Origin of the sequence: Schaalia canis, assembly GCF_003858455.1 — a bacterium.
In the GTDB taxonomy this organism is placed as follows: domain Bacteria; phylum Actinomycetota; class Actinomycetes; order Actinomycetales; family Actinomycetaceae; genus Pauljensenia; species Pauljensenia canis.
Genome location: NZ_RQZF01000001.1, coordinates 518,057 through 541,175 on the forward strand (window position 1 = coordinate 518,057; position 23,119 = coordinate 541,175).

Consider the following 23,119-nt stretch of genomic DNA (forward strand, 5'->3'; position numbering starts at 1 on the left):
GGCAGCATGCCACCAGGAGGCATTAGCGGATGATGACCTCTACCTCGGCACCCGCCTCCCGAAGCGCAGCGTAAGCAGACGCGATCGCCTCGCGCGAGGCCCCCTCCATGACGGTAACAGGAGCCTGATCGGCAAGGTCCTTTGCCCCCTTCAAGTCACAGCCGCAATGGGCATATAAGGCCTTCACAACAGCCACAGGCTGGGCGCCCACCGCGTGCAGCACCAGGTCTGCAACGGCATCTGCAGGAAGATCAGCCACAGCATCGGGCACAGCGGCATCGGATGTCGCAGGTACGTGACCTAAGGAAAGACTTTCAGCAGGAGCCAGTATGGTCGTTCCTCCGGCCATGGACACGTCACGCGCAAACTGACGTCCTACATCCGCCCTGACGGAGCGAAGAACAACAGAGGGGGTGTTGTCCACGCAGGCCTGCGCTTCGGCCATACTCATGCCTGAAGCAGCCGTGATGACCTCGACAACCTTCACAGGATTCTCACCCGCGTCCTTGAGTGTCATGCCGACAAGGGCATCTGCCGGAAGGCCTCCCACGGGTGCCACATCCGCACCCGCGTTGACGCGCGCGCTTTCCGAATGGGCAGGGCTTCCGACAGACGTGAGGTTTTCCATCCCTTGCGTGCGGGTGGATGTTTCCTCAGCGGCACGTTCTTCTGGGGTTGGGGGAATGCCTCGCACGGAACGGGAGAAAAAGTTTTTCAGTGAGTCAAGAATCGGAACCACGAGTATCCTTACGAGTCTTTCAATAAAAGGCGATGTACTGAGGCTATCAGCTCAGCTTCCTTCTGTGGTGTCTCTACTTGTCGCACAACGAGAATCTGCCGCGTTCCCGATTCTGGGAAGCACGGCAGATGCTCGTTGAAAGAGTATTGAGGATGAGGTGGTTGCCTCACTAAACGAAAAGGCGCTCAGTCGAAGCCTTCGGTTTCAGTCATCCTCGCCAGCATCGTCCTCGTCAGCTTCGGTCTCACCAGCATCAATGACGTCATCCTCAAGCCCATCTTCCTCAAGGGCGTCGTCCTCGTCATCCCACTCGTCATCATCCCAGTCCTCATCCTCTTCAGGATGGCGGTAGGGATCTTCGTCGCCAGCATAAGATGCGCCCTCAGCAAGCTCAGCGATCTGAGCGTCCTTCATGCGGGCGGCCACCAGCGCATCCTCAAGGGACGCTGCCGTTTCAGGAAGGGCATCAAGGATGAACTCCAGGGTGGGGGTCAAGCGAATACCCAAGGCCTTGCCCACCTCGGAGCGGATAATGCCCTTCGCGGACTCAAAAGCGCGAGCTGTCCCCTTGCGGTCCTCCTCGTCACCAAAGACGGTGTAGAAGATAGAGGCGTGCTGGAGGTCGCCGGTGACGCGCACATCAGTAATGGTGACAAAGCCCAGGCGGGGATCTTTAATGCGGCGGCCCAGCATACCGGCCACGGTCTGGTGAATACGATCTTGAACCTTGCGCACGCGCGATTCATCAGCCACGAGTGCCTCCTTTCGTCTCAGTACCGCAGACAAGCTCACATCCATCTGCGGTGTTTCATTGGTGCAGTGCCCCGCCAGTCTGGAAATCCAGCCTGGCGGGGCACCTGCTGCTACAGGCTTTTAGTGCCTGCTTTCAGTGATCGGTTGATAACCGTGATCAGTCGCGAGCCTTTTCGCGCATCTCCCAGGTTTCAATGACGTCGCCTTCGGCGATGTCCTTGTAGCCCAGGGTGATACCGCACTCGTAGCCTTCGCGGACCTCGGTGACGTCGTCCTTCTCGCGGCGCAGGGACTCGATAGAGAGGTTCTCTGCCACCACAACACCGTCGCGCACCAGGCGGGCCTTGGTGCCGCGCTTGATGGTGCCCGAGCGAACGATAGAGCCCGCGATGTTGCCGAACTTGCCGGAGCGGAAGACCTGACGAATCTCGGCGCTGCCCAGTGCGACCTCTTCGTAGATCGGCTTGAGCATGCCCTTCATCGCGGCTTCCACGTCGTCCAGAGCGGAGTAGATCACGTTGTAGTACTTGATCTCCACGCCCTCGGCGTCGGCGAGTTCCTGAACGCGCTCGGCCGGGCGGACGTTGAAGGCGATGATCACGGCGTTATCAACGGTTGCCAGGTTGACGTCGTTTTGCGTAATAGCGCCCACACCGCGGTGGATGATACGCAGTGCGACCTCGTCGCCGACCTCGATGCGCAGCAGGGAGTCTTCCAGGGCTTCCACAGCACCGGAAACGTCACCCTTGATGATGAGGTTGAGGGTGTCAACCTCGCCTTCCTTGAGGACCTTGTCGAAGTCCTCAAGGGAGACGCGCTTGCGACGCTTAGCCAGCAGAGCCTGACGCTCGGCGGCTTCACGCTTGTCAGCGATCTGGCGTGCGGTGCGATCATCGGGGGCAACCAGGAAGGAGTCACCTGCGCGAGGCACAGAGGTCAGGCCGAGCACCTGCACGGGGCAGGAGGGGCCAGCCTGCTCAACGGCCTGGCCGTCGTCATCGAACATGGCGCGGACACGGCCGTAGGATGAGCCCACGACGATGGCGTCACCAACGCTGAGGGTACCGCGCTGCACAAGCATGGTTGCCACAGCGCCGCGACCCTTGTCGAGGTTGGCTTCAATGGCTACACCACGGGCGTCAGTGTCGGGGTTGGCCGACAGTTCGAGAGAGGCGTCAGCGGTGAGCAGCACGGCCTCAAGGAGGTCGTGAATACCCTTGCGTTGCTTCGCCGACACGTCAACGAACATGACGTCGCCGCCGTATTCTTCGGCCACGAGGCCGTACTCGGTGAGCTGTGCGCGGATCTTGTCGGGGTTGGCTTCTTCCTTATCGACCTTGTTGACGGCCACAACGATGGGCACCTCGGCTGCCTGAGCGTGGTTAATTGCTTCCACGGTCTGCGGCATGACGCCGTCATCAGCGGCAACCACAAGGATGGCGATGTCGGTGACCTTCGCGCCACGGGCACGCATAGCGGTGAAGGCTTCGTGACCGGGGGTGTCAATGAAGGTAATGGGACGGGGCTTGCCTTCGACATTGACGGTGACCTGGTAGGCACCAATGTGCTGGGTGATGCCGCCGTGCTCGGTATCGACCACGTCGGTGTGACGGATCGCGTCAAGCAGCTTGGTCTTACCGTGGTCGACGTGACCCATGACGGTAACAACCGGCGGGCGAGGCTGCATGTTCTCGATATCGTCGAGTTCTTCAGCTTCAAGGTTGATGTCGAAGGTTTCGAGGAGTTCACGGTCCTCATCTTCAGGGGACACAACCTTGACGTCGTAGCCGAGTTCAGCACCAAGGGCCTCGAAGGTGTCCTGATCCAGAGACTGGGTGGCGGTTGCCATTTCGCCCAGGTGGAAGAGGACAGTCACCAGTGCTGCGGGATTGACGTTGATCTTCTCAGCGAGGTCAGCAAGGGAAGCACCCTGGCGGATACGGATTTCCTGGCCGTTGCCGCGAGGAATCGACACGCCACCAATGGTGGGTGCATTCTGCTGTTCGAACTCTTGACGCTTCGCGCGCTTCGACTTGCGTCCGCGCTGGCTGCGGCCACCGCCGCCACGTCCGAATGCGCCGGGGGTGGAGCCGCGTCCACCGCGACCGCCGCCACCGGGGCCGCCTCCGGGACCACCAGGGCCACCCGAGCGGGGAGCACCAAAGCCGCCGCCTGCACCAGCACCTGCGTGGGCACCGGGGCCACCCGCACCGGGGCGAGGAGCGCCGCCACGGCCTCGTCCGCCACCTGCACCGCCACCGGGGCGTGCCGGACGGTCACCACCGGGGCGAGCAAAGTTTGCCTGACCGGGCATCATGCCCGGATTCGGGCGGGGGCCAGAGGAGCGGCCACCACCGGGACGGGGAGCGCCACCGGAACCGCCGGGACGTGCCGGGCGTTCACCCTGACCAGGGCGAGGACCGCCTGCGCCACCAGGACGAGGGCCACCGGAACCACCTGGGCGGGGACCGGGGCGAGGACCACCGGAGCCACCCGGGCGAGGCATGCCCTGGGAGGAAGCGTAGGGATTGTTACCCGGACGGGGGCCTGCGGGGCGTGCGCCTGGACGCGGGCCGGGAGCGGGAGCGCGACCGGCAGCAGGCTTAGGAGCAGCAGGGGCGGGAGCCTCTGGAGCTTCAGGCTTCTTGGCTGCTGCGCGCGGCGCAGGCTTGGGAGCAGCGGGCTTCTTTTCAGCGGGCGCTGCGGGAGCGGCTTCTGCTGCGGGGGCAGCAGGCTTTTCCGCCTCTGTCTTGTCTGCCTCAGCCTTTTGTGCGGAAGCCTCGGTCGCCTCGGTCTGCGCCTTTGCTTCGGCCTTCTTTGCCGGAGCGGGCTTGGGGGCGGCCGCCTTCTTGGCGGGCTTCGCTTCTTCCTGAGCAGCCTCAGCCTTGGGAGCCTGCGCTGCGTAGTGCTCGCGCACTGCTCGTTCTACGGGGGGTTCGAGAGCAGATGAGGCCGCCTTGACGTACTCGCCTGCTTGTTCGAGGTGTGCAAGGAGTTCCTTGCTGGTGATTCCGAGCTCCTTAGCGAGCTCGTGGACACGCGTTTTTGCCACTTTTCTCCTGTTCGGGGGCGTCTCCCTCCAAACAGGAGACGCGTCACTGATATTGCTGGCAGCTCATCGCTGGGTACTCATCGGGTGCCCATCAGCTTCCAACCCGCTTCCATTACTCATGCGTAGACGCCGTTGGCGCCTCTGACAGTGCCGCGAGGGCGAGCTCGCGCCAAAACTCTTCGGAGGGCACGGGAGCGGCTCCGGGGAGTTTCAGCAAACGAGGCAGTGCCCGTCGTTGCTGTGCTCCGGCCACACACTCGGGTGCGGGATGCACCCATGCGCCTCGGCCGGGCAATGCGCGCTGAGAATCCACCACGAGGTGAAGGTCAGCGTTGGCAACCACGCGAATCAGCGTGTTTCGCGAGGCTTTGCCTCCACATCCTGCGCAGGTTCGCTGCGGTGCCACCCGCGGGTGGCCTTCAGCGTCTCCTTCGCCTTCGCCCTGCTCTGCGAGGCTCGTTGAAGGATTCTTCACATGATGTGGGCGCACAATTTCCTTAGTTTAGCCCAGGTCCTCAGGCATCTCACTCATCGACTGTGAGCGACTGGTCACGTCATCGGGCATTGACGTGCGTGACGCGGCCATTTCTTCGCCGTTCTCCGTGTCGGAGTGGATATCAATGTGGTAGCCGGTCAGACGTGCAGCAAGGCGAGCATTCTGACCTTCCTTGCCGATGGCCAGGGAAAGCTGGAAGTCAGGCACGATAGCCGTCGCCGTCTGATTTTCAACGGAGTGGACAACCACACGGGTGACGCGGGCAGGCGACAGTGAGTTCGCGACGAATCGTGCCGGGTCAGCCGACCAGTCAACGATGTCGATCTTTTCGCCACCAAGTTCATTCATCACGGTACGCACACGAGCACCCATGGGGCCAATGCAGGCTCCCTTGGCGTTGACGCCCTCGCGCTGTGCGGCGACGGCAATCTTCGTTCGGTGGCCTGCCTCGCGGGCGATGGCTTTGATCGCAACCAGGCCTTCTTGGATTTCTGGCACTTCGCGCTGGAAGAGGCCAAGGACAAGGCCATGGTGCGTGCGCGAGAGGGTGATACGAGCGCCTCGGTCGGTGCGTTCAACCGAAACGACGTAGGCGCGGATTCGATCGCCGTGGCGGTAGGTTTCGCCGGGCACCTTCTCCTGGTCGGGCAGTACGCCCTCAACGTCCTCGGAGAGTTTGACCATGGTCAGGCCGCCAGCGCGGCTTTGCTGCACAACGCCGGTGACGATCTGGCCGGTGCGGTCCGCGAAGGAGCCAAGTACGCGGGCATCATCTGCGTCGCGCAGGCGCTGCATAATGACTGAGCGCGCGGTGGCCTGGGCGATGCGCCCGAAGTTACGGGGGGTGTCGTCAAATTCGCCGATAGGATTACCGTCATCGTCTTCTTCGGTGGCCATGACGGTGACACGGCCGGTGCGCTTGTCGATTTCAATGCGGGCCTGGCTGATAGCGCCAGGGATATTGTGATAGGCCTTGAGCAGCGCTTCTTCAATCGCGTCAACCAGGGTTTCGAGGGATACACCCTTTTCCTGCTCGACCATGCGCAGTGCTGTCATATCGATTTCCACGGTCGCCTCACTCCTCCGAGTTCAATTCGACGCGCGGACGCGCCTTCTTCACGTTTGCGTAGGAAATAGTAGTCGAAACACCGTCAACATCAAGTGTTGCCTGTTCCTCATCGGCGTCTAGGAGGCGTCCTTGGAGGGTCGCGCCGTCACGCATCTTGGCGCGAATGAGGCGGCCAATCTGCTTGCGCCAGTGGCGAGGAAGAGTCAATTCACGGTCTGCGCCAGGGGTGGAGACTTCCAGGAGATATTCGCCCTCAATGGGATCGGCCACATCCAAAGCCTTTGACACTGCGCGGGAAACATCGGCAAGTTGGTCCGAATCCACACCGCTTTGTCCCTCGGGGGCATCGACAATGACACGCACAAGGGCCATCGAGCCCTGTTTTGTGTCGATGACTGCGTCCAGTTCGAGCCCGTTTTCTGCCACGACCCCGGCCAGCAGGGCTTCAAGTTTGTCGGATTGATGGCTGCGAGCCATGGGATGCTCCTCAATATTCGTTAACGACACACGCTAACTTCCCATGGTACTCGGCTGCGGCGTGGGATGATCGACGGGTGAGTGTCTCAGCATCCCCTTTTCGAACAGTGAATCGTCGTCCTTCTTGTCAGGCAGTTCCTCCACAGTCAACAACTCTGTCTGTTGGACGTCTGTTTGGCCGCACGCTAGCGGCCCTGGCCTGTGTCACTGCTCTGAGTGCCTGCGCGACTCTTGCCCCTGCTCCCCTTCCCTTGCCCGACTTGAACGAGGCCGCCGCCTTGCGCGACCAAGTGGCACGGCATGAGGCAGCCAGTGTGGAGCGCGCGACTGAGCTCGCAACGAAGGCCAGCGCCTGCGGTGACTGCCATAGCGTGGCCACTGGCCTTGCTCAGGGAGCGACTCAGCGTTTGGAGACCATTGGTGGCCTGTGGGATCCCTGGCCTGCTGATGCTCCTCAATCCCTTGTTGAGCAGCCTACGCCGGTAGCGGAAGCGCCTTTGTCACCCGCGGCTTTCGCGCAGTGGCTTGAGGCGACGGCCCGCCACGATATGACCCATGCTCTGATCGCTCACCGTGGTTCTCCTGAGGTAGTGACAACGGAGCACGCTGTTCCCGTCCTCACCCTGGCTACTGCTCGCGCTATTGAAGCTTGGGATCTTGCCCAGGTATACGGTGTTGATTTGAATGCTGATGCCCCCCAACTTGGCGCGCTTCTTGAGAGGGCCTCCCAGATGGCGCAGGGTGCCGAAGGAAGTGTTCATACTCAGTGGGTGCTTACCCCCGAGGACCTCTCCCCCACATCCTCTTCTGACCCCGAGGCTTTTGATAAGGCTCTACGGGAGGCTTTGAGCGAGTCCTCACAGGCTGCTCAGGCGGTACGCACCTGGGATTGTGTGGCGCAGACCCTGCCGCACCTGGATATCGCTGTCGAGCCTTTGTCGAATGCACGGCAGTACGCTGACGCTCTGCTGACACGCTCGACCGACATGCTCGCCAAGGGTGCCTCCGATGAACGCCACTTGCGCTGCGAGCTTGAGGCTTCAACGGCTTCTCAGCTTGCTCAGCAGGTGCTGGCCGCTGATCTTGCTGTGGCGCTGTCTCCTTCACCTGAGGTCAGCGCCCTTGGTGTCGAGTTGCTTCTCACAGACGCTAACCAGTGGCGTGGGGTGATCTCATCGGCTGATGTGCTTTCGCTACTTTCTCAGTAGAGTTGCTTTCCGAGTAGGGAGCGCACGGATTACCTTCGCTTTTTATTCATCAACTCTCATTCATCAGCCGGGAACCATTCATCCAGGCCGTCTGCTACCCCCACCCAATCGAGGGCATGAGCCATTTCTTCATCAGTCATGAGGATGCGTTGGAAGACTGCAGCGATTGCCTCTTGTTGCTGGGATGAGGCATTCCCGGTCAGTACCAGATGGGTGAAGGGATCCTCTGTCCAGATTCCGGCTTGACCGACGGAGGCTGAGGGGCCGTTTGCCTCCCATGTGCAGATGTGACGAGGCCGAGAAGGCAGCCAAAAGCAGCCGCGAGCGCAAATATTGGCTGCGCTGAGTTCTTGAGCCCATTGGGCGAGCCTTTCGGGGTGGAAGGGACGCTCGGAGTGCAGGTCAAGGGTCCACACACCGTGGTCGGTGGGGCCACCCCAGGCTTGGGTGGTGACGGGATGGACGCGTCCAATGGCATCGTCCGTGTCGTGGGGGTGATCAAAGAGGAGGTTGGCGGTGAGTTCCTCCAGGCTGTTGATGCGCAGGGTGTCGAGGGGACGTAGGTGTTCGACGAGGTCGGAGCCGGCAGGGTCCTCTCCGAGGGCGATGAGGACGTCGGCGTATCCGAGGGAAACCATGAGGATTTCTCCGGTGCAACGTTCGTCCTCGTCAATGACGGCGAGGCCTTTGTCGCGCAGTGGCGTGTGTGAGAGGAGGTCGTCGCAGGCGGTGTTGATGTCGACGCAGTGGGCGACTGCACTGGGGTGAATAGGCAGCATTTCGGCGTCAATGATGTCGGCCATGGTGGGCACGACACTGAGTGCATCAATGGCTGCGGGTAGGGCCAGGAGGAGGCGTTCACAGCCAAGTTCGGCTTGTTCAATGATGGCGGGCAGAATGCCTTCCCTCATGCTGCAGGTGATACAGGGGTGTGCCAGGGGGATTTCGTTGTATTCTGACTCGCCCTCGGGGGTTGTGAGACTGAGGCGCACACTGGTGGCTGTCACTTCAACGCTGAGCGTGTGGCAGGTGTCCTGGAGGGCGAAGGTGACGATGTCGCGCATGAGGGGGTGAAGGCTGCTGAGGATACTGAGGCGCATATGCGGTCAAGCTCTCACTTTCCTGACTTGATGATAATGATTATCATTAGTAAAACAGAGGTGGGGCGAAAACGCCAACACCAGAAAGGCCACTATGAGTAACTACTGCCAAGTCACCGGAGCGCAGCCCTCCTTTGGCAACAACGTCTCACACTCCCAACGGCGCACCCGCCGCCGCTGGGATGTCAATGTCCAACGCAAGCGCTACTGGGTTCCATCCCTGGGCCGACACATCACCATTCGCGTGAGCGCCCGAGGCATCAAAACCATCGACAAGCTCGGTATTGACACCGTTGTCGCCCAGATGCGCGCACGAGGAGAACGATTCTAATGGCACAAAAAGCCACCGTCTTACGCCCTGTCATCACCCTGGAATCCACAGCGGGAACCGGATACCGCTACGTCACGCGAAAGAATCGGCGTAATAACCCCGACCGCATGCGTATCCGTAAATATGACCCCGTTGTCCGCCGTCACGTTGAATTCGTGGAGACCCGATAATGGCCAAGAAATCCAAGATCGCCCGCAACGCGCAGCGTGCTGCCATTGTCGAGCGCTACGCTGAACGCCGCACACAGCTCAAACGTGAGAGCGTGAACCCTCACCTCTCCCCCGAAGATCGCGCAGCCGCCATGGCCGCCCTGCACGCCCTCCCTCGCGATGCGTCGCCTACCCGCCTGCGCAACCGAGGAGCCAGCGACGGCCGCCCTCGCGGATTCCTCCGAAAGTTCGGCCTCTCACGCGTTCAATTCCGCGAGGCCGCCCTGCGTGGTGAGCTCCCCGGAGTCACCAAGTCCTCCTGGTAACCACTCCCCTACCTCGTATCGAAAGAGAACCATGAAGCCCGATATCCACCCCGACTACCACCCCATCGTCTTTCGGGACCGCCAGGCAAACTTCCAGTTCCTCACGCGCTCCACAATGACCTCCGATCAGCACATCGAATGGGAAGACGGCAACACCTACCCCGTTGTCGACATTGAAATCTCCTCCGCATCCCACCCCTTCTGGACCGGACGCCAACGTCTGATCGACACCGAAGGTCGCGTGGAGAAGTTCTACGCCCGCTACGGACAACGGCACTAAACACACCAACGATACGAAGGACACCGATATGAAGGTTCGAGCCTCCATCCGTTCTCTGGCCAAACAGCCAGGCTCCATGGTCGTGCGCCGTCGTGGCCACACCTACGTCATCAATAAAAAGAACCCGCGACTGAAGGCACGTCAAGGCTAGTTCTTACGTGCTGCACACGTTGGGGTGCCTCGACCTTGCGGTTGAGGCACCCCAACGTGTGTGCTCCTATAGATGGCGCTGAGTGCACCACCTGGTCACAAGCGACTACGCGACCTAAGCGCTACGCCACAAGCAACAAAGATCACACCAAGGGCCACCGCCAACGGTATCGACGCACCCGTTGAAGCCAGTTTCCCTCTCGACACACCAAGACCTTCCGAAACTGCCTCGGCCTTCACTTCTGCTTTCGCCTCTGTCGGCGCTTGCGCATGTGTTTGTCCATCAGTCTTGTTGGAAGACTGCGGAGCCACTGTGGCATGAGGGAGTTTTTCGCCTGGTTTTCCAGGCGAGGATTCCCCAGGCTTCTCAGGGTCGTGCGTGACCGCCGGAGGTGTTGGAGCAATCGGACTTACCGGAGGCGTTGGAACAGTCGGACTTACCGGAGGCGTTGGCACAACCGGTTCTGCCGACTTCTTCGGAGCAGGCACCAGCAGCAGCGCCTTCGTGCCACGCTTAATCTGGCGAGTCTGCATCGGACGAAGCTCTTCACGCTCCTCGCGAGCCTCCCCCACCGGCTTGCCATCAAGGGTGGGTTGGATCGTGGTGATGCGAACTTCTCCGGCTTCCCCTTCGCGCACGACTTCTTCCGTGCCAACAAGCATCTGCGGATCGAGGATCACCTCGTTCGCGACTGGAATGGCTTCAGTGCGAACCGTGCGCTCTTCACCGGGTACCGGAATCGGCTTAATACCCCGAGCAATCTGGCGCTTTTGCATCGGGACAGTCACCGTTTCACTTACCTGAGCCTCACCGTAGGGCACGCCATCGCGAGTGCGCTGGACGGTGGTCACGGTCTTTCGGCCTTCAATACCAGCAAAGATCTCCTTCGTAGTGTTGACAAACATTTCCGGATCGTCAATGAACTCATCCTCAATCGGGATCGCAACCTCCGTCGTTGTGCGCATCTCCCCTTCCACTGGCACATGCGGCGGCGGAGTCGGCGCAGTGTAGCGGTTGTGGAACTCAATACGTTCCACCGCTGCGTCCTCGCGAGTCAGGCTTCTGGTCACGGTGAAGGCCGCAGGGTCGATATCTGAAGGCGTAACCTCCAGGCGCTCCACAATGGGAGTGGTGTCGTAGGTGACGCCCTTCTTATTACCGGCAACCTGGGTGTAACGGAATACGTAGGTTCCCGCCTTTGTGAAGGTGATGGCAGGCAGTTGAGCGCGACCTTGAACGAAGGGGATCTGCTCATTCGGCAATGCCGTATGGCCCGCGGTGTCATTGGCAGGATCGCCTGCGACCGTGAAAGCAAAGCTTTGAGCGTCGCTAGACAGCGAGGCTCCGGCCTCGTCCTGATAGGTCACGCTCACCTCAGGAGCGTGCACAGCGCGACGCTCCTTGATGGTATTGACGAAACTCAGAGCGTCAACCTCGACATTGTTCTTGAAGAAGGTAAGCGTGGGCTTCAGGCGGATAATGCCGTTCTCAGCGGGAGGAAGTGCCTCCCCCGCTGTTGGAGCGGTGGCGTGAACGACGATGGTGACCGCTTCAGGGTCGTGGGTGACATCTGCTCGTTTCCCGGGAACCTGTCTCAGCGTGAACTCGTAGCGTCCAGGTTGGGTGAAGGTCCACGTTCCCAGGTCGAAACGTCCGTCGTTGGCGACCTTCACGACAGTCTCGGGCACGCCAGAGTAGACACCCTCTGTGTTATCGGGGCGCTCCGTGATCTGTACCGTGAAATCCTCGCCACTGAAGGGACGGGCAACGGTGGCCTCATGCAGGGTCACAGTACCGGCTATCGGTGTTTCCCACACGCTGCGATCAGAGTAGATAGAGGTCTGGAAATCCTTGGTTTGAGCGACGTAGGCCTGCAAGATTTTCTGCTTGAGTGCGCGAGTGGTCAGGACGTCTGCTGCGAAGGCAGTGTGCGCACGGGGATGGGCGATGTTGTGCTCCATCTGTGCGATGTCGGCGGCTACAGCCTCATCCATGGCAGCCTGCATTGCCTGAGCATCGGCAAATCCGGGGATCGGTGCCATCTGGTTGAGTTTGTTCACGCGACGCTCAAACATGGCCTTCTTGAAAGTCGCCAGCGAACCACCGTGTTCGCTCAGGATCGCAGCCAAAGCGTTGCCGTCGTTCTGATACTGGTCAGAGACGTAACCAATAAGACCCTTTTCCCAGCCATATTCGGCCAAGAGCTCATGAGCATAGCGGCGCAGAAGGAATCCCCCAACATTACCCGCATCGTTTTGAAGCCCCGCGTACACCGGTTCAAAAAGAGGGACAACCACATAGTCATTGCGTCCCACCGAGACTGTCGCACTTGCACGCCCCTTGGGCAGCAAACGTCCTGACACCGCACCGAGGTCAATCAGGTCGTCAATGCTTGTCAGACGAGCAGCTTCATCCACGCTTATCCGAGCGAAGGTATCAAAGGACGCACCTGGGTAGGCCGAATCAGGGCTCAAGGTGACCTTATTCAGGGCAATTGCACGTTTCTCGGAGGACTGCTTGAGGATGCTTCGTGCTTCCATAGCGTCAAGGGAGTAAAGCACGTCCATAAGGCCACGCATGTACTCTTGAATATCACTGGGCTGCTGGAAGCGCGTAGGCGAGGCGTTCTGAATACGGCCCTCCCCCAGTTCATAGGCAGTGTTGAGGCTGAAGTAGGGCGTGTAGTACCCCTCTTTTGCACCGGGCGTGTTGTTCTCGGTTTCATACAGGCCGCGGGCAAAATCCTCCGGCCCGGTGCTGGGACGGCGCCCGTGCCCGTTAAACCAGATGGTTTCGTCGTAGATATGCGTGAGCTCGTGAGTGTAGGTGTTGACACCGGGCTGACCGAGAGCGTCTTGCATGTAGTAGTTCATGCCCGTCTTACCCGTTGCATAGGCCTGAACAGCCTTGTATCCGCTGTACAGGGCAAGCGGGGTGAAGAAGTCGCGGACGCCCTCGTCAGCAGTAGCACCGTATTGAGGTGACCAGCGAGCGCGCGGTTCTGCGCTCGGATTTGCGCCGGTTTTCATCGTATCGATGACGATCACATGCCCGCGGCCCTGCTGGTCGACCTGATCAAAAGTGGTGGAGATGCGTGACCAGAAATCCCAAAAGGCCTGCTGTTCAGTGAGTGTGGCCCGCAAGAGGGGACGCAATCGTGAACCGTCTACTCCGCCGTAGGTGCTGGTGAGGCCAAATTGGACGGTGTGATCCGTATTGCCAACGTAAACACTGCTGCTCTTCAGAGCCATCAAGGGCAAGAGGTAGTTTCGTAGGTAACGGTATGGGGCGGAGGGATTGTCGAACTTCGCGAAGAGTGGAGTCGATCCCACTTCGTCGATGACAGCGGGAGTTTGAGTACGGAGCCATTCATTGGGATCCATATTGTTCCCACGAGTGGCAAGCAGATGCTTGATGAAGGCGGTAATCGTTTCTTGGCCGGTCACTGCCTTGAGCTGCTGTCCATAAAGATCGGCAGTTTTAAAGGCGAGTAACGCCGTTGGCTCCTGCTTGCCGACATTTTTTACCAATGCCAGCGGGGTGAGGCGCTGGAAACGGTATTCAGGTGCCTTCTCAAAAAGGCGATCGACCACGCGCTCTCCCCCAACAGAAAAGCCGTAGTAGTGATTCATGTACGCAATGCCTAGGGCAATGGCAGCCTTATTGTCCCGCAGTTCTTGAGCAGTGATGAGGGCAGGGTTTGAGGCTTCAATCAGACGAGGCATCAGGCTAGTGAACTGGGCCTTCACCGTGTCGAAAGAGTCTTTCAGGGCAAGCCTGTGCTGCAGGTGCTCGTAGAACTTGGCGCGGATCTGATCTTCAGAGGGAGATGCAATGCCTTCTGCTTGCAATGCCGCTGTGGCATCGCGTTTGGCTTGCCCACCAATGTATGTATTTTTCGCATTGACGGCATCACTGTAGGTCAGCGCGTTGTATTCGTCTTTCACCTGTTCCCACAAAGCCTGGGCTTGCGGGCTGGGCGTAACCGCAGCCGAGGCCTGCGGAGCGATGACGATAGTTGTCAGCGGCGCTAAGAGGCTCACGAGGAGGAGCAGCACAGCCCAACGGGTGACATGAGAACGACGATGTTCTGACCGAATGGTCAGCATCTTTTGGCCTAAGAATGAGCCCACAGGAGCCTCCGGCATGGGAGCAGAATATTGATGGAATACCCAGATTTTATCAGGGTTTATCCAGGATTCTTACACAGATTTCCCGCATCCCCCGCCCTCGCACTTCAGACGCACCCTCAGACGCGCAGACACCCCGCAAAACAGCGTTGTATTGCTAAAACAGCCCCGCACACGACGCAAGATTAACAACACGACGCAATTTAGGGGCCACAGAGAAAGGAGGGTAGCGGGCACAACAAAACCCCCGGCCATTAGGTCGAGGGTTTTTATGGCTCCTGCGGTTGGACTCGAACCAACAACCGTCCGATTAACAGTCGGATGCTCTGCCATTGAGCTACGCAGGATCGCAGGAATGAATATAGCGAGTTTTCGTCAGGCAACGCAAATCCATAAATGTGGCGCTTGCCTCACTCGCCACTTTCCCTTGCGAACAGGCCGTTTCTTGACTGCTTAATCGAGGCCAACGCCCTCGCGCAGACGTCGCTCAAGCGCATCAGCCTGCGCTTGACCTTCCTCGCTGAGAACTCCATCCGCCACAAGAATAGAGAAAAGGTGACCATCTTCACGGCGGCGAATCTGTGCAACCACCTTCGTGCCATTCTCCACAGTGATCTGCTTATGCATCACCATGGAATGATCGACAGCTTCTGTCATCGCCCGCATGAAATCTGAGGGGTCTTCGACAGTGGTAACGAAGTGCCACTCCGGGCGCTGGGGGTCAACCCACAGCACATGCAAGGTAGCGTCCTCTGCATTCCAACGCGCCGCCTGCACCTCGTACCACATGCCAGAATCCTGCACGGCCTCCTCTGACACAAGAATGAGCGCATGGCGGCCCGCAACCACCCAGCGCCCGCCCTCAACTTCAGCGGCAGGGGCGGAACGATCAAAAGACGGAAGATGCTGAGAAATAGCTGACGGTACGGAAGATGCCTTCATGCGAACAGGTTACCCCCGAAGACCATGACCAGCACGGACAACCCCGCACGCACCTAACGAATAAGCAACCCGTTTGGCCCAATCATCCCGCCACGCACTCTGGTTTTCCCTATCCGCCCCTGCGCACGGTACGCTAGTACGGCCCTCATAGCTCAGTCGGTTAGAGCAGCGGACTCATAATCCGTGGGTCGCGGGTTCGAGCCCCGCTGGGGGCACCGCACGATTCCAACCACAACTAGCTGTTGGTGTTGACCAAAAATCGCTGACGGTACCCTATGGGGTACCCCATAGCGAAATACGACGAATGGAACCTTCAGCCCCGCTCATAGCCCGAATACCGCTGGCGACGCTGCTCAGTGACCATGAGCTGACGGAAAACCTCGTCGTACTTCTCATCATCAGGAGACAAGCGCTGAAGCTGGGCGCGCAGGTCAGCAGTGCGGCGAGTCAGATCCATACGCACCATGGCAGCCATCATGCCTCGGCTATAGGCGCGAACATCCCCGCCCGCATGTTGAGGCAAGGGAGCAACAGCTAGTTCCGTCACGACTGCGCCAACAACGTCACCGGCCATTTCACGCACGGCCTCGTCAAAATGGCGGGTCGCGGCCACAACGGCCCCCTCCCCCACTCCCAACGTGGACTCAGCCTGAGTGAGCATCTGCGCGAAGGCGTCCAGACCTCCCACGGCCCGCACGGCGTCATGAACCGCGCGGTGCGTGGGCACACTAAAAGCATTCCCGTCCAGATCCTCAAAGCCCGAACCAATAAGATCAGCGGGGCGTTGAAGCAATACCTCTAAAGCCTGCCGCTCCACGCGGGTCACGGGATCTTCAGGTCCCTGACGCGGCCCAGCAGAGGGCCTCGTCGTCGGGCCGAGGCGACCAGCATGCGCCATATCGGCGCCGGGAGCCCCTGCGCTACCGCCTCCACCAGCACCGGCCCCCCTCCCATCAGCGGGAAGGCGTTCGGCCTGACGCTGGGCTTGCAGGGCATAGCGCACCTGCGCGGCAACCTCGCTAGGCACCATGCCCAGCCAACCGGCCAACTCGCGCGTGTACTCACGGCGCAAGGCCCGATCCTTGATTCCAGCCACGATTGGCGCGCACTGGCGCAGCGCGCTCACGCGCCCCTCAACCGTGCGAAGATCAACGTGATCAATAACCGAGCGGATCACGAACTCAAACAGGGGAATACGCGACTCCACCAATGCTTTCACCGCTTGATCCCCCCGCGCTAAACGCAAGTCGCAGGGGTCCATACCGGACTTTTCCACCGCCACAAAGGTCTGGGAAGCAAAGTTCTGGTCCTCATGGAAGGCGCGCAACGCAGCCTTTTGCCCGGCAGCGTCGCCGTCAAAAGTAAAAATAACTTCACCGCCACGAGCCCGCCCAGAAGACAGCACCACGCCGGCAGCCGGGTCAGCAACGTCCCCCAGCAGACGGCGCACGATCTTTACATGCTCAGAGCCAAACGCCGTGCCACAGGTTGCCACCGCGTAAGGAACTCCCGCCACATGAGCAGCCATAACGTCGGTGTAGCCCTCAACAATGACGATCTTTCGGTCCGCCGCGATAGCCTTTTTCGCCAGATCCAGCCCGTAAAGCACCTGCGATTTCTTGTAGATCGCTGTTTCGGGGGTGTTGAGGTACTTGGGGGATTCTTTGTCGGAATCGTCCAGTCGACGCGCGCCAAAGCCTACGGTTGCGCCCGTAATGTCGCGGATTGGCCACATGAGGCGTCCCCGGAAACGATCGTAAAGACCGCGATTCCCCTGCGAGGCCAGGCCCGCTGCCTGAATCTCAGCATCGGTGAAGCCTCGTGACCGCAGGTGCTTGGTGAGCGCATCCCACGATTGCGGCGAGTAGCCGACGCCGAAATGAAGGCTCATGTCGCGGGTGAACCCACGTTGAGCCAAGAAAGTGCGGGCAGCGTGAGCTTCAGGGGATCCGAGCTGGTTCTGATAGAACTCTTCAGCAACGCGGTGAGCGTCTAAGAGGCGTTGACGTTTCCCGGGCTCCTCACTGCGAGTGTGTGCCCCGCCTTCCTCATAGTGCAAGGTGATGCCCGTTTTTTGGGCAAGCATCTCCACTGCTTCGGTGAAGGACATGTGGTTGATGCGCTGGACGAAGCTAATAATGTCGCCACCTTCACCGCAGCCGAAGCAATGCCACATGCCCATGGAAGGGCGAACATGGAAGGAAGGAGTGCGCTCATCGTGGAAGGGGCACAGGCCTTTAAGGGAGTCCATTCCGGCGCTGCGTAGGGTGACGTGCTCGCCAACGATGTCCTCAATCCGTGAGGCTTCACGCACCGCGGCGATGTCCTCGCGTCGGATCATCCCTGCCATGGGGGTTAGTCTATCGCGCGCACCATGCTCATTCAGCCCAGCGCTCACGGATCACAAGCGCACGCGCCCACTCGTCAACAACCTCACGAAGAACGAGTGCGGACGGGCTGCTCACAGTTGGGTCGAAAGCATCCCGCAGAGCCTGGCGTGCCAGCGTGAAGCGGAAATATCAGTTAGGGAGGCAACCTGGTCAATGACAGCGCGCAGGCGTTGAGCCTCTGTTTCTGCGTTGCGCCAGGCCAGGGCGTAGGAGGGTTCCAGTTCTTGGGGGCCTGCTTCCCACAGGGTTTCAACGAGGTCAGCCAGAAGGGTGCGTTGCTGGTAGTAGACGGGTTCTGATTCGCGCGGGCTCATGACATAGTGAACTGCCATGCCTTTGAGGAGTTGAATCTCAGCGCGTGTCTCGGGCGTGACAACAAGGTCAGCCCGGTAACGTCCAAGACGGCCTTCCCCGTATTCAGCTCGGGTGGCATGTGCGCTGGCGTTGATGAAGCGTCCAATCAGGCCGCTGGTGAGGTCTTTGAGGGCGGCAAGGTCTTGGTAGCGGCCTTCAAAGGTAGTGAGCCATTCGGGCATGTGCCTCAAACGGTCAAGAGCATTTCCAAGCTCATCTGGGGTGATGGCCTCGCCGTACCATTGGATGGTTGAGGCGATGATGGCCTCAACCTGTTCGGAGTCCAGTAAACATTCGGGGCGCAGTTTTCCTGTGGCGATGGCATCTTCAACGTCGTGGACGGAGTAGCCAATATCGTCTGAAAGGTCCATGATCTGGGCTTCAAGACAACGCCGACCGGTGGGGGCTCCCTGACGCATCCATTGGAAAATATCGGCGTCGTCTTCGTAGACCGAGAATTTCCTTTGCGACTTTTCTGGGTCGGGCCCTTCGCCTCGTTTCCACGGATATTTAGAAATTGCGTCGAGGGTGGCGCGCGTAAGGTTCAAGCCCACTTCACGGCCGTCAGCCCCGAGGATTTTTGGTTCGAGGCGGGCAACAATGCGAAGGCTCTGAGCGTTGCCCTCAAAGCCCCCCGCATCTTGAGCGAGGTCGTTAAGGATGCGTTCACCATTATGACCAAAGGGCGGGTGGCCAAGATCATGGGAGAGGCAGGCAGCATCGACCACATCGGGATCGGCACCAAGTTTTTTGCCAATTTCCCGGCCGACCTGCGCGACCTCAAGGGAGTGGGTGAGTCGCGTGCGCACGAAATCATCCGATACGGGTCCAAGTACCTGGGTTTTCGCGCCGAGGCGTCGTAGCGCCGATGAGTGCAAGATACGCGCCCGGTCGCGTTCAAAATCGGTGCGATCGGAACTCTTGGGTGGTTCACCAACAAAGCGTTGAGCGTCGACATCGCGGTAGGGCGAGGTCGATGCTGGCATGCTGGATCGGCGCGGTAACTCAAACATCGCGCCTTCGTCTGTTAGTCCACTGAAACCCAAACTCACCCCCTAAGCGTATCTTTTCTGGAACTAATCCGACCAAAAGCGCGCGGATTTGCAAGAATGGGACTGTGACTCCTGCTCAGCTTGAACGCCCGGTGACAACCACCCTTATCCACCGCAGCGCCCACGCTCCCGTCCAATGGTGGCATCAGTCGGTGGTGTGCGACTTCGTGGGCGTTGCCCACAGCGCTGAGTTGGAAAACATTAAAAGCCTCGTTATTGATCTTGCGCGCGTGGGTTTCCGAGCCATTGCCATACGCCCCTCAGCAGCTTTCCTTGACGCCCCCTCCCCCGAACTGAATGACCTGTGCGCCACGGCCCATCGCGCGGGGGTGAAGGTCCTCCTGCGGATTCCTCTCCCAACAGCACTAACGGAGCTCAACGAGGAGCCCACTGCCTCGCCTCTTACGAATGCGGACGAGGCAACCCCCCTGTGTACTCAGGTGGGAGTTGCTATAAGCGCGGGAGCCGATGGTATTGACTTGGCTCTGTTGGACTCTGCACGTGCCGTTGTCCCCCAGGAACAGCGCGAGCGCCTCGCTGCCCTGATCCGTCAGGTGCAAAGCGAATTAGCTGACGTCAATTCCTCTGCGATCATCTGCGCCGAATCGATGAGCGACGATGAGCACACCCTGGTCTATCACCTCGAAGAGGAATGGCTCCACCACCTGCGCGATAGGGCTCTTCTTGACGCGTCTTGGCGGGCGACAACCCTACGCGACAACGTCGAACGAGCCTTAGCGCAACGTGACTACCTGGGCCATGTTGCAGCCTGGCATTGGTCGCGTACACGGCATGTCGAAAAACCCGGCGATGTCTTTGACATGCAGGGGATTCCCACCTCGTCGTGGGAGTATGGATCGCATCCCGAGCGCCGCACGGCCATGAATCTTTATGCCCTCTCCCTTCCCGGGGCTGCCTACATTCCCTTCGCATTCATGGGCGGACGCCTCGTGGCATCATCCAATATGCTGCGCCGCGTCTGGGAGGGCGATCGGGACTCGGCCACCGAGGCACGAACCTTGCGTGAAGTTCTACGCGTTCGTGAAGAACGAGCCATGGGCACAGGCTCCCTGGCGTGGGTAGATGGACTGGCGTGGGCACATGAAGGGGTAAACGTCCATCTGTCAGCAGGGGTGCTTGTCGTCCTCAACACCTCAGACCAGGCGGTTGAAGTCCCCGCTGAACATCGACTGTTAGTGTGCTCGACACCTGTTACCGCCACTGAGGGGCAACCAACAACTCTGCCGGGCAACAGTTGCGCATGGTTTGAAACGGCGAGGATCCAACGCCGCCCAGTTTTCCTCAATGACTAGCGGGACTCCCGGCTAACGCCGCTCCTAGGAGAGCTACGTCATGACTGTGTGGCTCGCAAAATCGCTACGATAAGAAAGAACCCGCCGATAGGAAAGATAAGAACTCTCTCATCGGCGGTTGACACCCATCTCATCCACCCTCGCTTTACTAGATGTCAGGAGGTGAGGAAACACCATGACTACTCGAACCGAAGGTTTCCGACTCGTATCGCTACTGATCGTGATTGCCCTGTGCGCTATTGCCCTCTTCGCGGGTTTCCACGCACTGGCCACCACGCCCCAGGCTCGCTCGGAACAATCTGGCATCAACCTTGACGCTTCCCAATCGGGAACAGACACTCAGCAGTCCACTCCGGCGGCTCCAGCAGCTACGGCAGCGCAGAAGCCTGCAGCTCCCGCACCGCCCTCGGATACCAACACCCCCGCAGTGGAGCCAGCTCCTGCACCTACGGCACCCGCTGAGCAGGAAATAACTCCCGCTCCTGCACCGCCTGCTGTGTCAACTCCTGCACCTGTTGTCGTCCAACCGGCTCCCCCCGTTGATCTCGACGATGACAATGATGACGACGATTACGACAACGACGACCTTGATGACGGCATCGACGACTGACATCGTTTCTCTCGCCGCTCACACTTGTGCCCTCTGATTCGACTTCACGCAGAACAGAGGGCACAAGCGTATTTACACGCATCTCCTAAGTGAGGCGGTATCCCATTCCTCGCACCGTCTCAAAACGTTTCTTACCCAGCTTGTTACGCAAGTAAGAGACGTACACGTCCACCACATTGGAACCTGGGTCAAAATCGAAGCCCCACACCGTATTGAGCAACTGTTCACGACTCAACACCTGTCCGGGGTTACGCAAGAAAGTTTCGGCCAAAGTGAACTCGCGGGCGGACAAGTCCACCCATCGTCCATCAACCTCAGCTCGTCGCGTTCTCAGATCCAGGGTGAGGCCATTGTGGGTGAGCTGGGTCGCCGCACTGGCCGGCGATTCTGACCGTAGACGCAGACGAATACGCACAAGGAGTTCTTCAAAGGAGAAGGGTTTAGGCATGTAGTCGTCGGCTCCCCCCTCAAGGCTGGCCACGCGGTCAGCTACCGAGGTTCGAGCTGTGAGCATGATGACTGGGGTGTTCACGCCTTGCCCTCGTAAACGTTCCAATACTTCAAAGCCGTCAATGTCTGGAAGTCCGACGTCAAGGACGATGAGGTCAACTCCTTCCTCGACAGCCATAAAAATGCCTTCTTCTCCCGATCCTGTGGTGCGGGGGGTGAAACCCGCAGCTTTGAGGCCTTTTGCAATGAAGGCAGCGATCCTGTGTTCGTCCTCAATCACCAAGATAGTGCTCATGCTTGAGTCCTCTCCTCAACGCTGTTCTTCACGGGGATACACATGGTGAAAGTTGATCCTTCGCCCAGAACTGATTCGATCTCTAATTCTCCCCCATGGGCACTCAGAATGCTCTCGACAATATTCAAACCAATGCCTGAGCCCTGCGCGTGGTGGTGGGCGTTAGTTCCGCGGGAGAAACGCTGTCGAACTTTGTCAATATCTCCAGGGGCAATCCCCACGCCTTCGTCAGTGACCCACATTTTGAGGGTATCCTCGCTCAGTGCTGAGCCAAGGACAATGATCGAGCCTTTGCGGGAGTATTTCACCGCATTGTTTGCTAGCTGTAGCCAGGCCTGGGTGATCCGTGCAGCGTCAAGGACCTGCTCGCCTTCTGCGATACCTTCGAGGAACCATTGCCGCTCCCCCAGTGCACGCGCCTTGGAAAACACCTGCTCTGTTAAACCGGCAACGTCGCTCAATACTGGCGAGACAAAATCGCTTTGCCCGGACTTTGCGAGCATCAAAATGTCGTTGACAAGTCCAGCCATTCGATCAAGCTCATCGATTGATAGTTCCCGAACTTCCTCAACGTCGCTGCTGTCATAAATATCGAGCAGTTCAAGGTGCCCACGGACCACGGTGATGGGGGTGCGAAGTTCATGCCCCACGTCGTTCAGGAGATCGCGTTGGGCGCGCACGGAGTTTTCAACTCGATCCAACATCTTATTGAAGGCTGCGGCCAGTGCCCCCAAGTCGTCAGCGCTTCGGACGGGCACGCGGCTCGTGAGATCTCGCTCGTCAATGCTTTCTGCTGCTTCACGCAATTCCTCAATTGGGTGAAGCAGCCGGCGCACCAGAGGCCATGCGGCAGCGACCACAAGCGCAAGGGTGATTGCCGCAGCAGCGGCGTAGAGCATCATTGCTCGACGCAGGTCGCGGGTGGCCTGCCCAAAGTCCACCACATACAGCAGTGCTCCCTGCTGGTCGGCTTTACGGATCGGAGCGATGAGGAGCTTGTAGGTGGTAGTCGAGGTGCTCACTGTCTCGATGATGATGTTTTCTCCGGTAACCAGTGGCCTCACATAGGCCATCAGTTCATCGTCTTTTTCGGGATGAATATCCGTCGAGGGCGGCACGAACTTCGGAGTCCCGTTCACGAAGCCAACTGCCCCTTCGGTGTGCCCAAGAACCTGCGTTTGCAGATGCTGGTAGAGCAGATCCTGAGGGGTTGCGAAGGGGCGTTGAGTTTTGCGGTCAACACCTTTGTAGGCAAGGTCGATGAGTTCGTCTCGGACGCGCTCAAGGTGGGCCTGTGTAGAGGCGTGAATGCTGCGCTCTTGAAGCGTCGATAACAGGGTGCCTGAGATTGCGACGGCAATACCTGCGATCAGTACCATCGCCCACATGAGGCGGGTGTGGATCGAGGTGGTTCTCAGAGCCGGAAGGACACGCATGTCCCCATTATCCAGG

At 59.4% G+C, this 23,119-nt stretch carries 21 protein-coding genes and 2 tRNA genes; 9 read left to right on the forward strand and 14 right to left on the reverse strand.

The annotated features are described in order from the left end of the window. Positions 1-22 precede the first annotated feature (22 nt). From EII11_RS02205 to EII11_RS02235, 6 genes are all read right to left on the reverse strand, one after another. A complete protein-coding gene (locus EII11_RS02205) occupies positions 23-739 on the reverse strand; it encodes a ribosomal protein L7/L12 (protein ID WP_124868095.1) in 717 nt (238 codons plus the stop codon). Positions 740-943: 204 nt separating this feature from the next. Then, positions 944-1,492: a 30S ribosome-binding factor RbfA gene (gene rbfA, locus EII11_RS02210; protein WP_124868097.1), complete on the reverse strand. Its 549-nt coding sequence runs from the start codon at positions 1,490-1,492 to the stop codon at positions 944-946. A gap of 157 nt (positions 1,493-1,649) precedes the next feature. Next, complete coding sequence (gene infB / locus EII11_RS02215) at positions 1,650-4,544, reverse strand: translation initiation factor IF-2 (RefSeq protein ID WP_124868099.1); 2,895 nt, start codon at positions 4,542-4,544, stop codon at positions 1,650-1,652. A 112-nt stretch (positions 4,545-4,656) separates the two neighbouring features. Next, the gene (locus tag EII11_RS02225; protein WP_205649195.1) at positions 4,657-5,034 is read right to left on the reverse strand and encodes a YlxR family protein; all 378 of its coding nucleotides are present in this window, start codon (positions 5,032-5,034) and stop codon (positions 4,657-4,659) included. A 12-nt stretch (positions 5,035-5,046) separates the two neighbouring features. Beyond that, positions 5,047-6,108 carry a transcription termination factor NusA gene (nusA, locus tag EII11_RS02230; protein ID WP_124868101.1) on the reverse strand — a complete coding sequence of 354 codons (1,062 nt, stop codon included), beginning with the start codon at positions 6,106-6,108 and terminating at the stop codon, positions 5,047-5,049. A 7-nt stretch (positions 6,109-6,115) separates the two neighbouring features. Next, positions 6,116-6,586: a ribosome maturation factor RimP gene (locus EII11_RS02235; RefSeq protein WP_124868103.1), complete on the reverse strand. Its 471-nt coding sequence runs from the start codon at positions 6,584-6,586 to the stop codon at positions 6,116-6,118. A gap of 77 nt (positions 6,587-6,663) precedes the next feature. On the opposite strand from EII11_RS02235, the gene EII11_RS02240 reads away from it, so the two are divergent. Further along, complete coding sequence (locus EII11_RS02240; RefSeq protein ID WP_124868105.1) at positions 6,664-7,794, forward strand: hypothetical protein; 1,131 nt, start codon at positions 6,664-6,666, stop codon at positions 7,792-7,794. 56 nt (positions 7,795-7,850) lie between these two features. On the opposite strand, the gene EII11_RS02245 is transcribed toward EII11_RS02240, so the two are convergent. Beyond that, positions 7,851-8,858 carry a GTP-binding protein gene (locus tag EII11_RS02245; RefSeq protein WP_165867033.1) on the reverse strand — a complete coding sequence of 336 codons (1,008 nt, stop codon included), beginning with the start codon at positions 8,856-8,858 and terminating at the stop codon, positions 7,851-7,853. A 130-nt stretch (positions 8,859-8,988) separates the two neighbouring features. Here EII11_RS02245 and rpmB point away from each other — a divergent pair, with 130 nt between their 5' ends. Genes rpmB through EII11_RS02270 form a run of 5 tightly spaced genes read left to right on the forward strand, consistent with a single transcriptional unit; the run spans position 8,989 to position 10,131 of the window. Next, positions 8,989-9,225, forward strand: a complete 237-nt coding sequence (gene rpmB / locus EII11_RS02250; protein ID WP_124868109.1) for a 50S ribosomal protein L28 — start codon at positions 8,989-8,991, stop codon at positions 9,223-9,225. After that, positions 9,225-9,395, forward strand: coding sequence for a 50S ribosomal protein L33 (gene rpmG / locus EII11_RS02255; RefSeq protein WP_124868111.1), 171 nt, complete (start codon positions 9,225-9,227; stop codon positions 9,393-9,395). The genes rpmB and rpmG overlap by 1 nt, the downstream gene beginning before the upstream one ends. Beyond that, positions 9,395-9,700, forward strand: coding sequence for a 30S ribosomal protein S14 (rpsN, locus tag EII11_RS02260; protein WP_124868113.1), 306 nt, complete (start codon positions 9,395-9,397; stop codon positions 9,698-9,700). Before rpmG ends, rpsN begins: the two co-directional genes overlap by 1 nt. A 31-nt stretch (positions 9,701-9,731) precedes the next feature. Further along, complete coding sequence (locus tag EII11_RS02265) at positions 9,732-9,980, forward strand: type B 50S ribosomal protein L31 (RefSeq protein ID WP_124868115.1); 249 nt, start codon at positions 9,732-9,734, stop codon at positions 9,978-9,980. A gap of 28 nt (positions 9,981-10,008) precedes the next feature. Beyond that, entirely contained in the window at positions 10,009-10,131 is a 123-nt protein-coding gene (locus EII11_RS02270) for a ribosomal protein bL36 (RefSeq protein ID WP_124868117.1), read from the forward strand. Between the two features lie 95 nt (positions 10,132-10,226). On the opposite strand, the gene EII11_RS02275 is transcribed toward EII11_RS02270, so the two are convergent. The 3 genes from EII11_RS02275 to EII11_RS02285 all read right to left on the reverse strand — a co-directional run bounded on the left by EII11_RS02275 (position 10,227) and on the right by EII11_RS02285 (position 15,203). Beyond that, positions 10,227-14,279: a ZmpA/ZmpB/ZmpC family metallo-endopeptidase gene (locus EII11_RS02275; protein ID WP_124868119.1), complete on the reverse strand. Its 4,053-nt coding sequence runs from the start codon at positions 14,277-14,279 to the stop codon at positions 10,227-10,229. Between the two features lie 254 nt (positions 14,280-14,533). Continuing rightward, a tRNA-Asn gene (locus EII11_RS02280) sits at positions 14,534-14,608 on the reverse strand. Positions 14,609-14,714: 106 nt separating this feature from the next. Beyond that, positions 14,715-15,203 (reverse strand): hypothetical protein, encoded by a 489-nt coding sequence (locus EII11_RS02285; RefSeq protein ID WP_124868121.1) that lies wholly within the window; start codon positions 15,201-15,203, stop codon positions 14,715-14,717. A gap of 141 nt (positions 15,204-15,344) precedes the next feature. Here EII11_RS02285 and EII11_RS02290 point away from each other — a divergent pair. Further along, positions 15,345-15,418: transfer RNA gene (locus EII11_RS02290), tRNA-Ile, on the forward strand. A gap of 98 nt (positions 15,419-15,516) precedes the next feature. Here the strand turns inward: EII11_RS02290 and dnaG are convergent. Together dnaG and EII11_RS02300 are read right to left on the reverse strand one after the other, a co-directional pair. After that, positions 15,517-17,553 (reverse strand): DNA primase, encoded by a 2,037-nt coding sequence (dnaG, locus tag EII11_RS02295; RefSeq protein ID WP_124868123.1) that lies wholly within the window; start codon positions 17,551-17,553, stop codon positions 15,517-15,519. Between the two features lie 111 nt (positions 17,554-17,664). Continuing rightward, on the reverse strand, positions 17,665-18,960 hold the full coding sequence (locus tag EII11_RS02300; protein ID WP_124868125.1) for a deoxyguanosinetriphosphate triphosphohydrolase: 1,296 nt from the start codon (positions 18,958-18,960) through the stop codon (positions 17,665-17,667). A 104-nt stretch (positions 18,961-19,064) separates the two neighbouring features. Between EII11_RS02300 and EII11_RS02305 the strand changes: the two genes are divergently transcribed. Together EII11_RS02305 and EII11_RS02310 are read left to right on the forward strand one after the other, a co-directional pair. Then, a complete protein-coding gene (locus EII11_RS02305) occupies positions 19,065-20,312 on the forward strand; it encodes an alpha-amylase family glycosyl hydrolase (protein WP_124868127.1) in 1,248 nt (415 codons plus the stop codon). Positions 20,313-20,487: 175 nt separating this feature from the next. After that, complete coding sequence (locus EII11_RS02310) at positions 20,488-20,922, forward strand: hypothetical protein (protein WP_124868129.1); 435 nt, start codon at positions 20,488-20,490, stop codon at positions 20,920-20,922. 85 nt (positions 20,923-21,007) lie between these two features. On the opposite strand, the gene EII11_RS02315 is transcribed toward EII11_RS02310, so the two are convergent. Together EII11_RS02315 and EII11_RS02320 are read right to left on the reverse strand one after the other, a co-directional pair. Then, complete coding sequence (locus EII11_RS02315; RefSeq protein WP_124868131.1) at positions 21,008-21,667, reverse strand: response regulator transcription factor; 660 nt, start codon at positions 21,665-21,667, stop codon at positions 21,008-21,010. After that, positions 21,664-23,103, reverse strand: a complete 1,440-nt coding sequence (locus EII11_RS02320) for a sensor histidine kinase (RefSeq protein ID WP_124868326.1) — start codon at positions 23,101-23,103, stop codon at positions 21,664-21,666. The genes EII11_RS02315 and EII11_RS02320 overlap by 4 nt, the downstream gene beginning before the upstream one ends. Positions 23,104-23,119 lie beyond the last annotated feature (16 nt).

Bases quoted from the DNA above. Each gene is read 5' to 3' on its own strand.
- EII11_RS02235 (WP_124868103.1), bottom strand. From the start codon at position 6,586: ATGGCTCGCAGCCATCAATCCGACAAACTTGAAGCCCTGCTGGCCGGG.
- EII11_RS02315 (WP_124868131.1), bottom strand. From the start codon at position 21,667: ATGAGCACTATCTTGGTGATTGAGGACGAACACAGGATCGCTGCCTTC.
- dnaG (WP_124868123.1), bottom strand. From the start codon at position 17,553: ATGGCAGGGATGATCCGACGCGAGGACATCGCCGCGGTGCGTGAAGCC.
- rpsN (WP_124868113.1), top strand. From the start codon at position 9,395: ATGGCCAAGAAATCCAAGATCGCCCGCAACGCGCAGCGTGCTGCCATT.
- EII11_RS02245 (WP_165867033.1), bottom strand. From the start codon at position 8,858: ATGCGCGACATCGTCACCTTCGCCCTCCAGGACACCTGCCACACGCTC.
- EII11_RS02270 (WP_124868117.1), top strand. From the start codon at position 10,009: ATGAAGGTTCGAGCCTCCATCCGTTCTCTGGCCAAACAGCCAGGCTCC.
- rpmG (WP_124868111.1), top strand. From the start codon at position 9,225: ATGGCACAAAAAGCCACCGTCTTACGCCCTGTCATCACCCTGGAATCC.
- EII11_RS02275 (WP_124868119.1), bottom strand. From the start codon at position 14,279: ATGCCGGAGGCTCCTGTGGGCTCATTCTTAGGCCAAAAGATGCTGACC.
- EII11_RS02320 (WP_124868326.1), bottom strand. From the start codon at position 23,103: ATGCGTGTCCTTCCGGCTCTGAGAACCACCTCGATCCACACCCGCCTC.
- EII11_RS02310 (WP_124868129.1), top strand. From the start codon at position 20,488: ATGACTACTCGAACCGAAGGTTTCCGACTCGTATCGCTACTGATCGTG.
- EII11_RS02265 (WP_124868115.1), top strand. From the start codon at position 9,732: ATGAAGCCCGATATCCACCCCGACTACCACCCCATCGTCTTTCGGGAC.
- EII11_RS02285 (WP_124868121.1), bottom strand. From the start codon at position 15,203: ATGAAGGCATCTTCCGTACCGTCAGCTATTTCTCAGCATCTTCCGTCT.
- rpmB (WP_124868109.1), top strand. From the start codon at position 8,989: ATGAGTAACTACTGCCAAGTCACCGGAGCGCAGCCCTCCTTTGGCAAC.
- EII11_RS02300 (WP_124868125.1), bottom strand. From the start codon at position 18,960: ATGTTTGAGTTACCGCGCCGATCCAGCATGCCAGCATCGACCTCGCCC.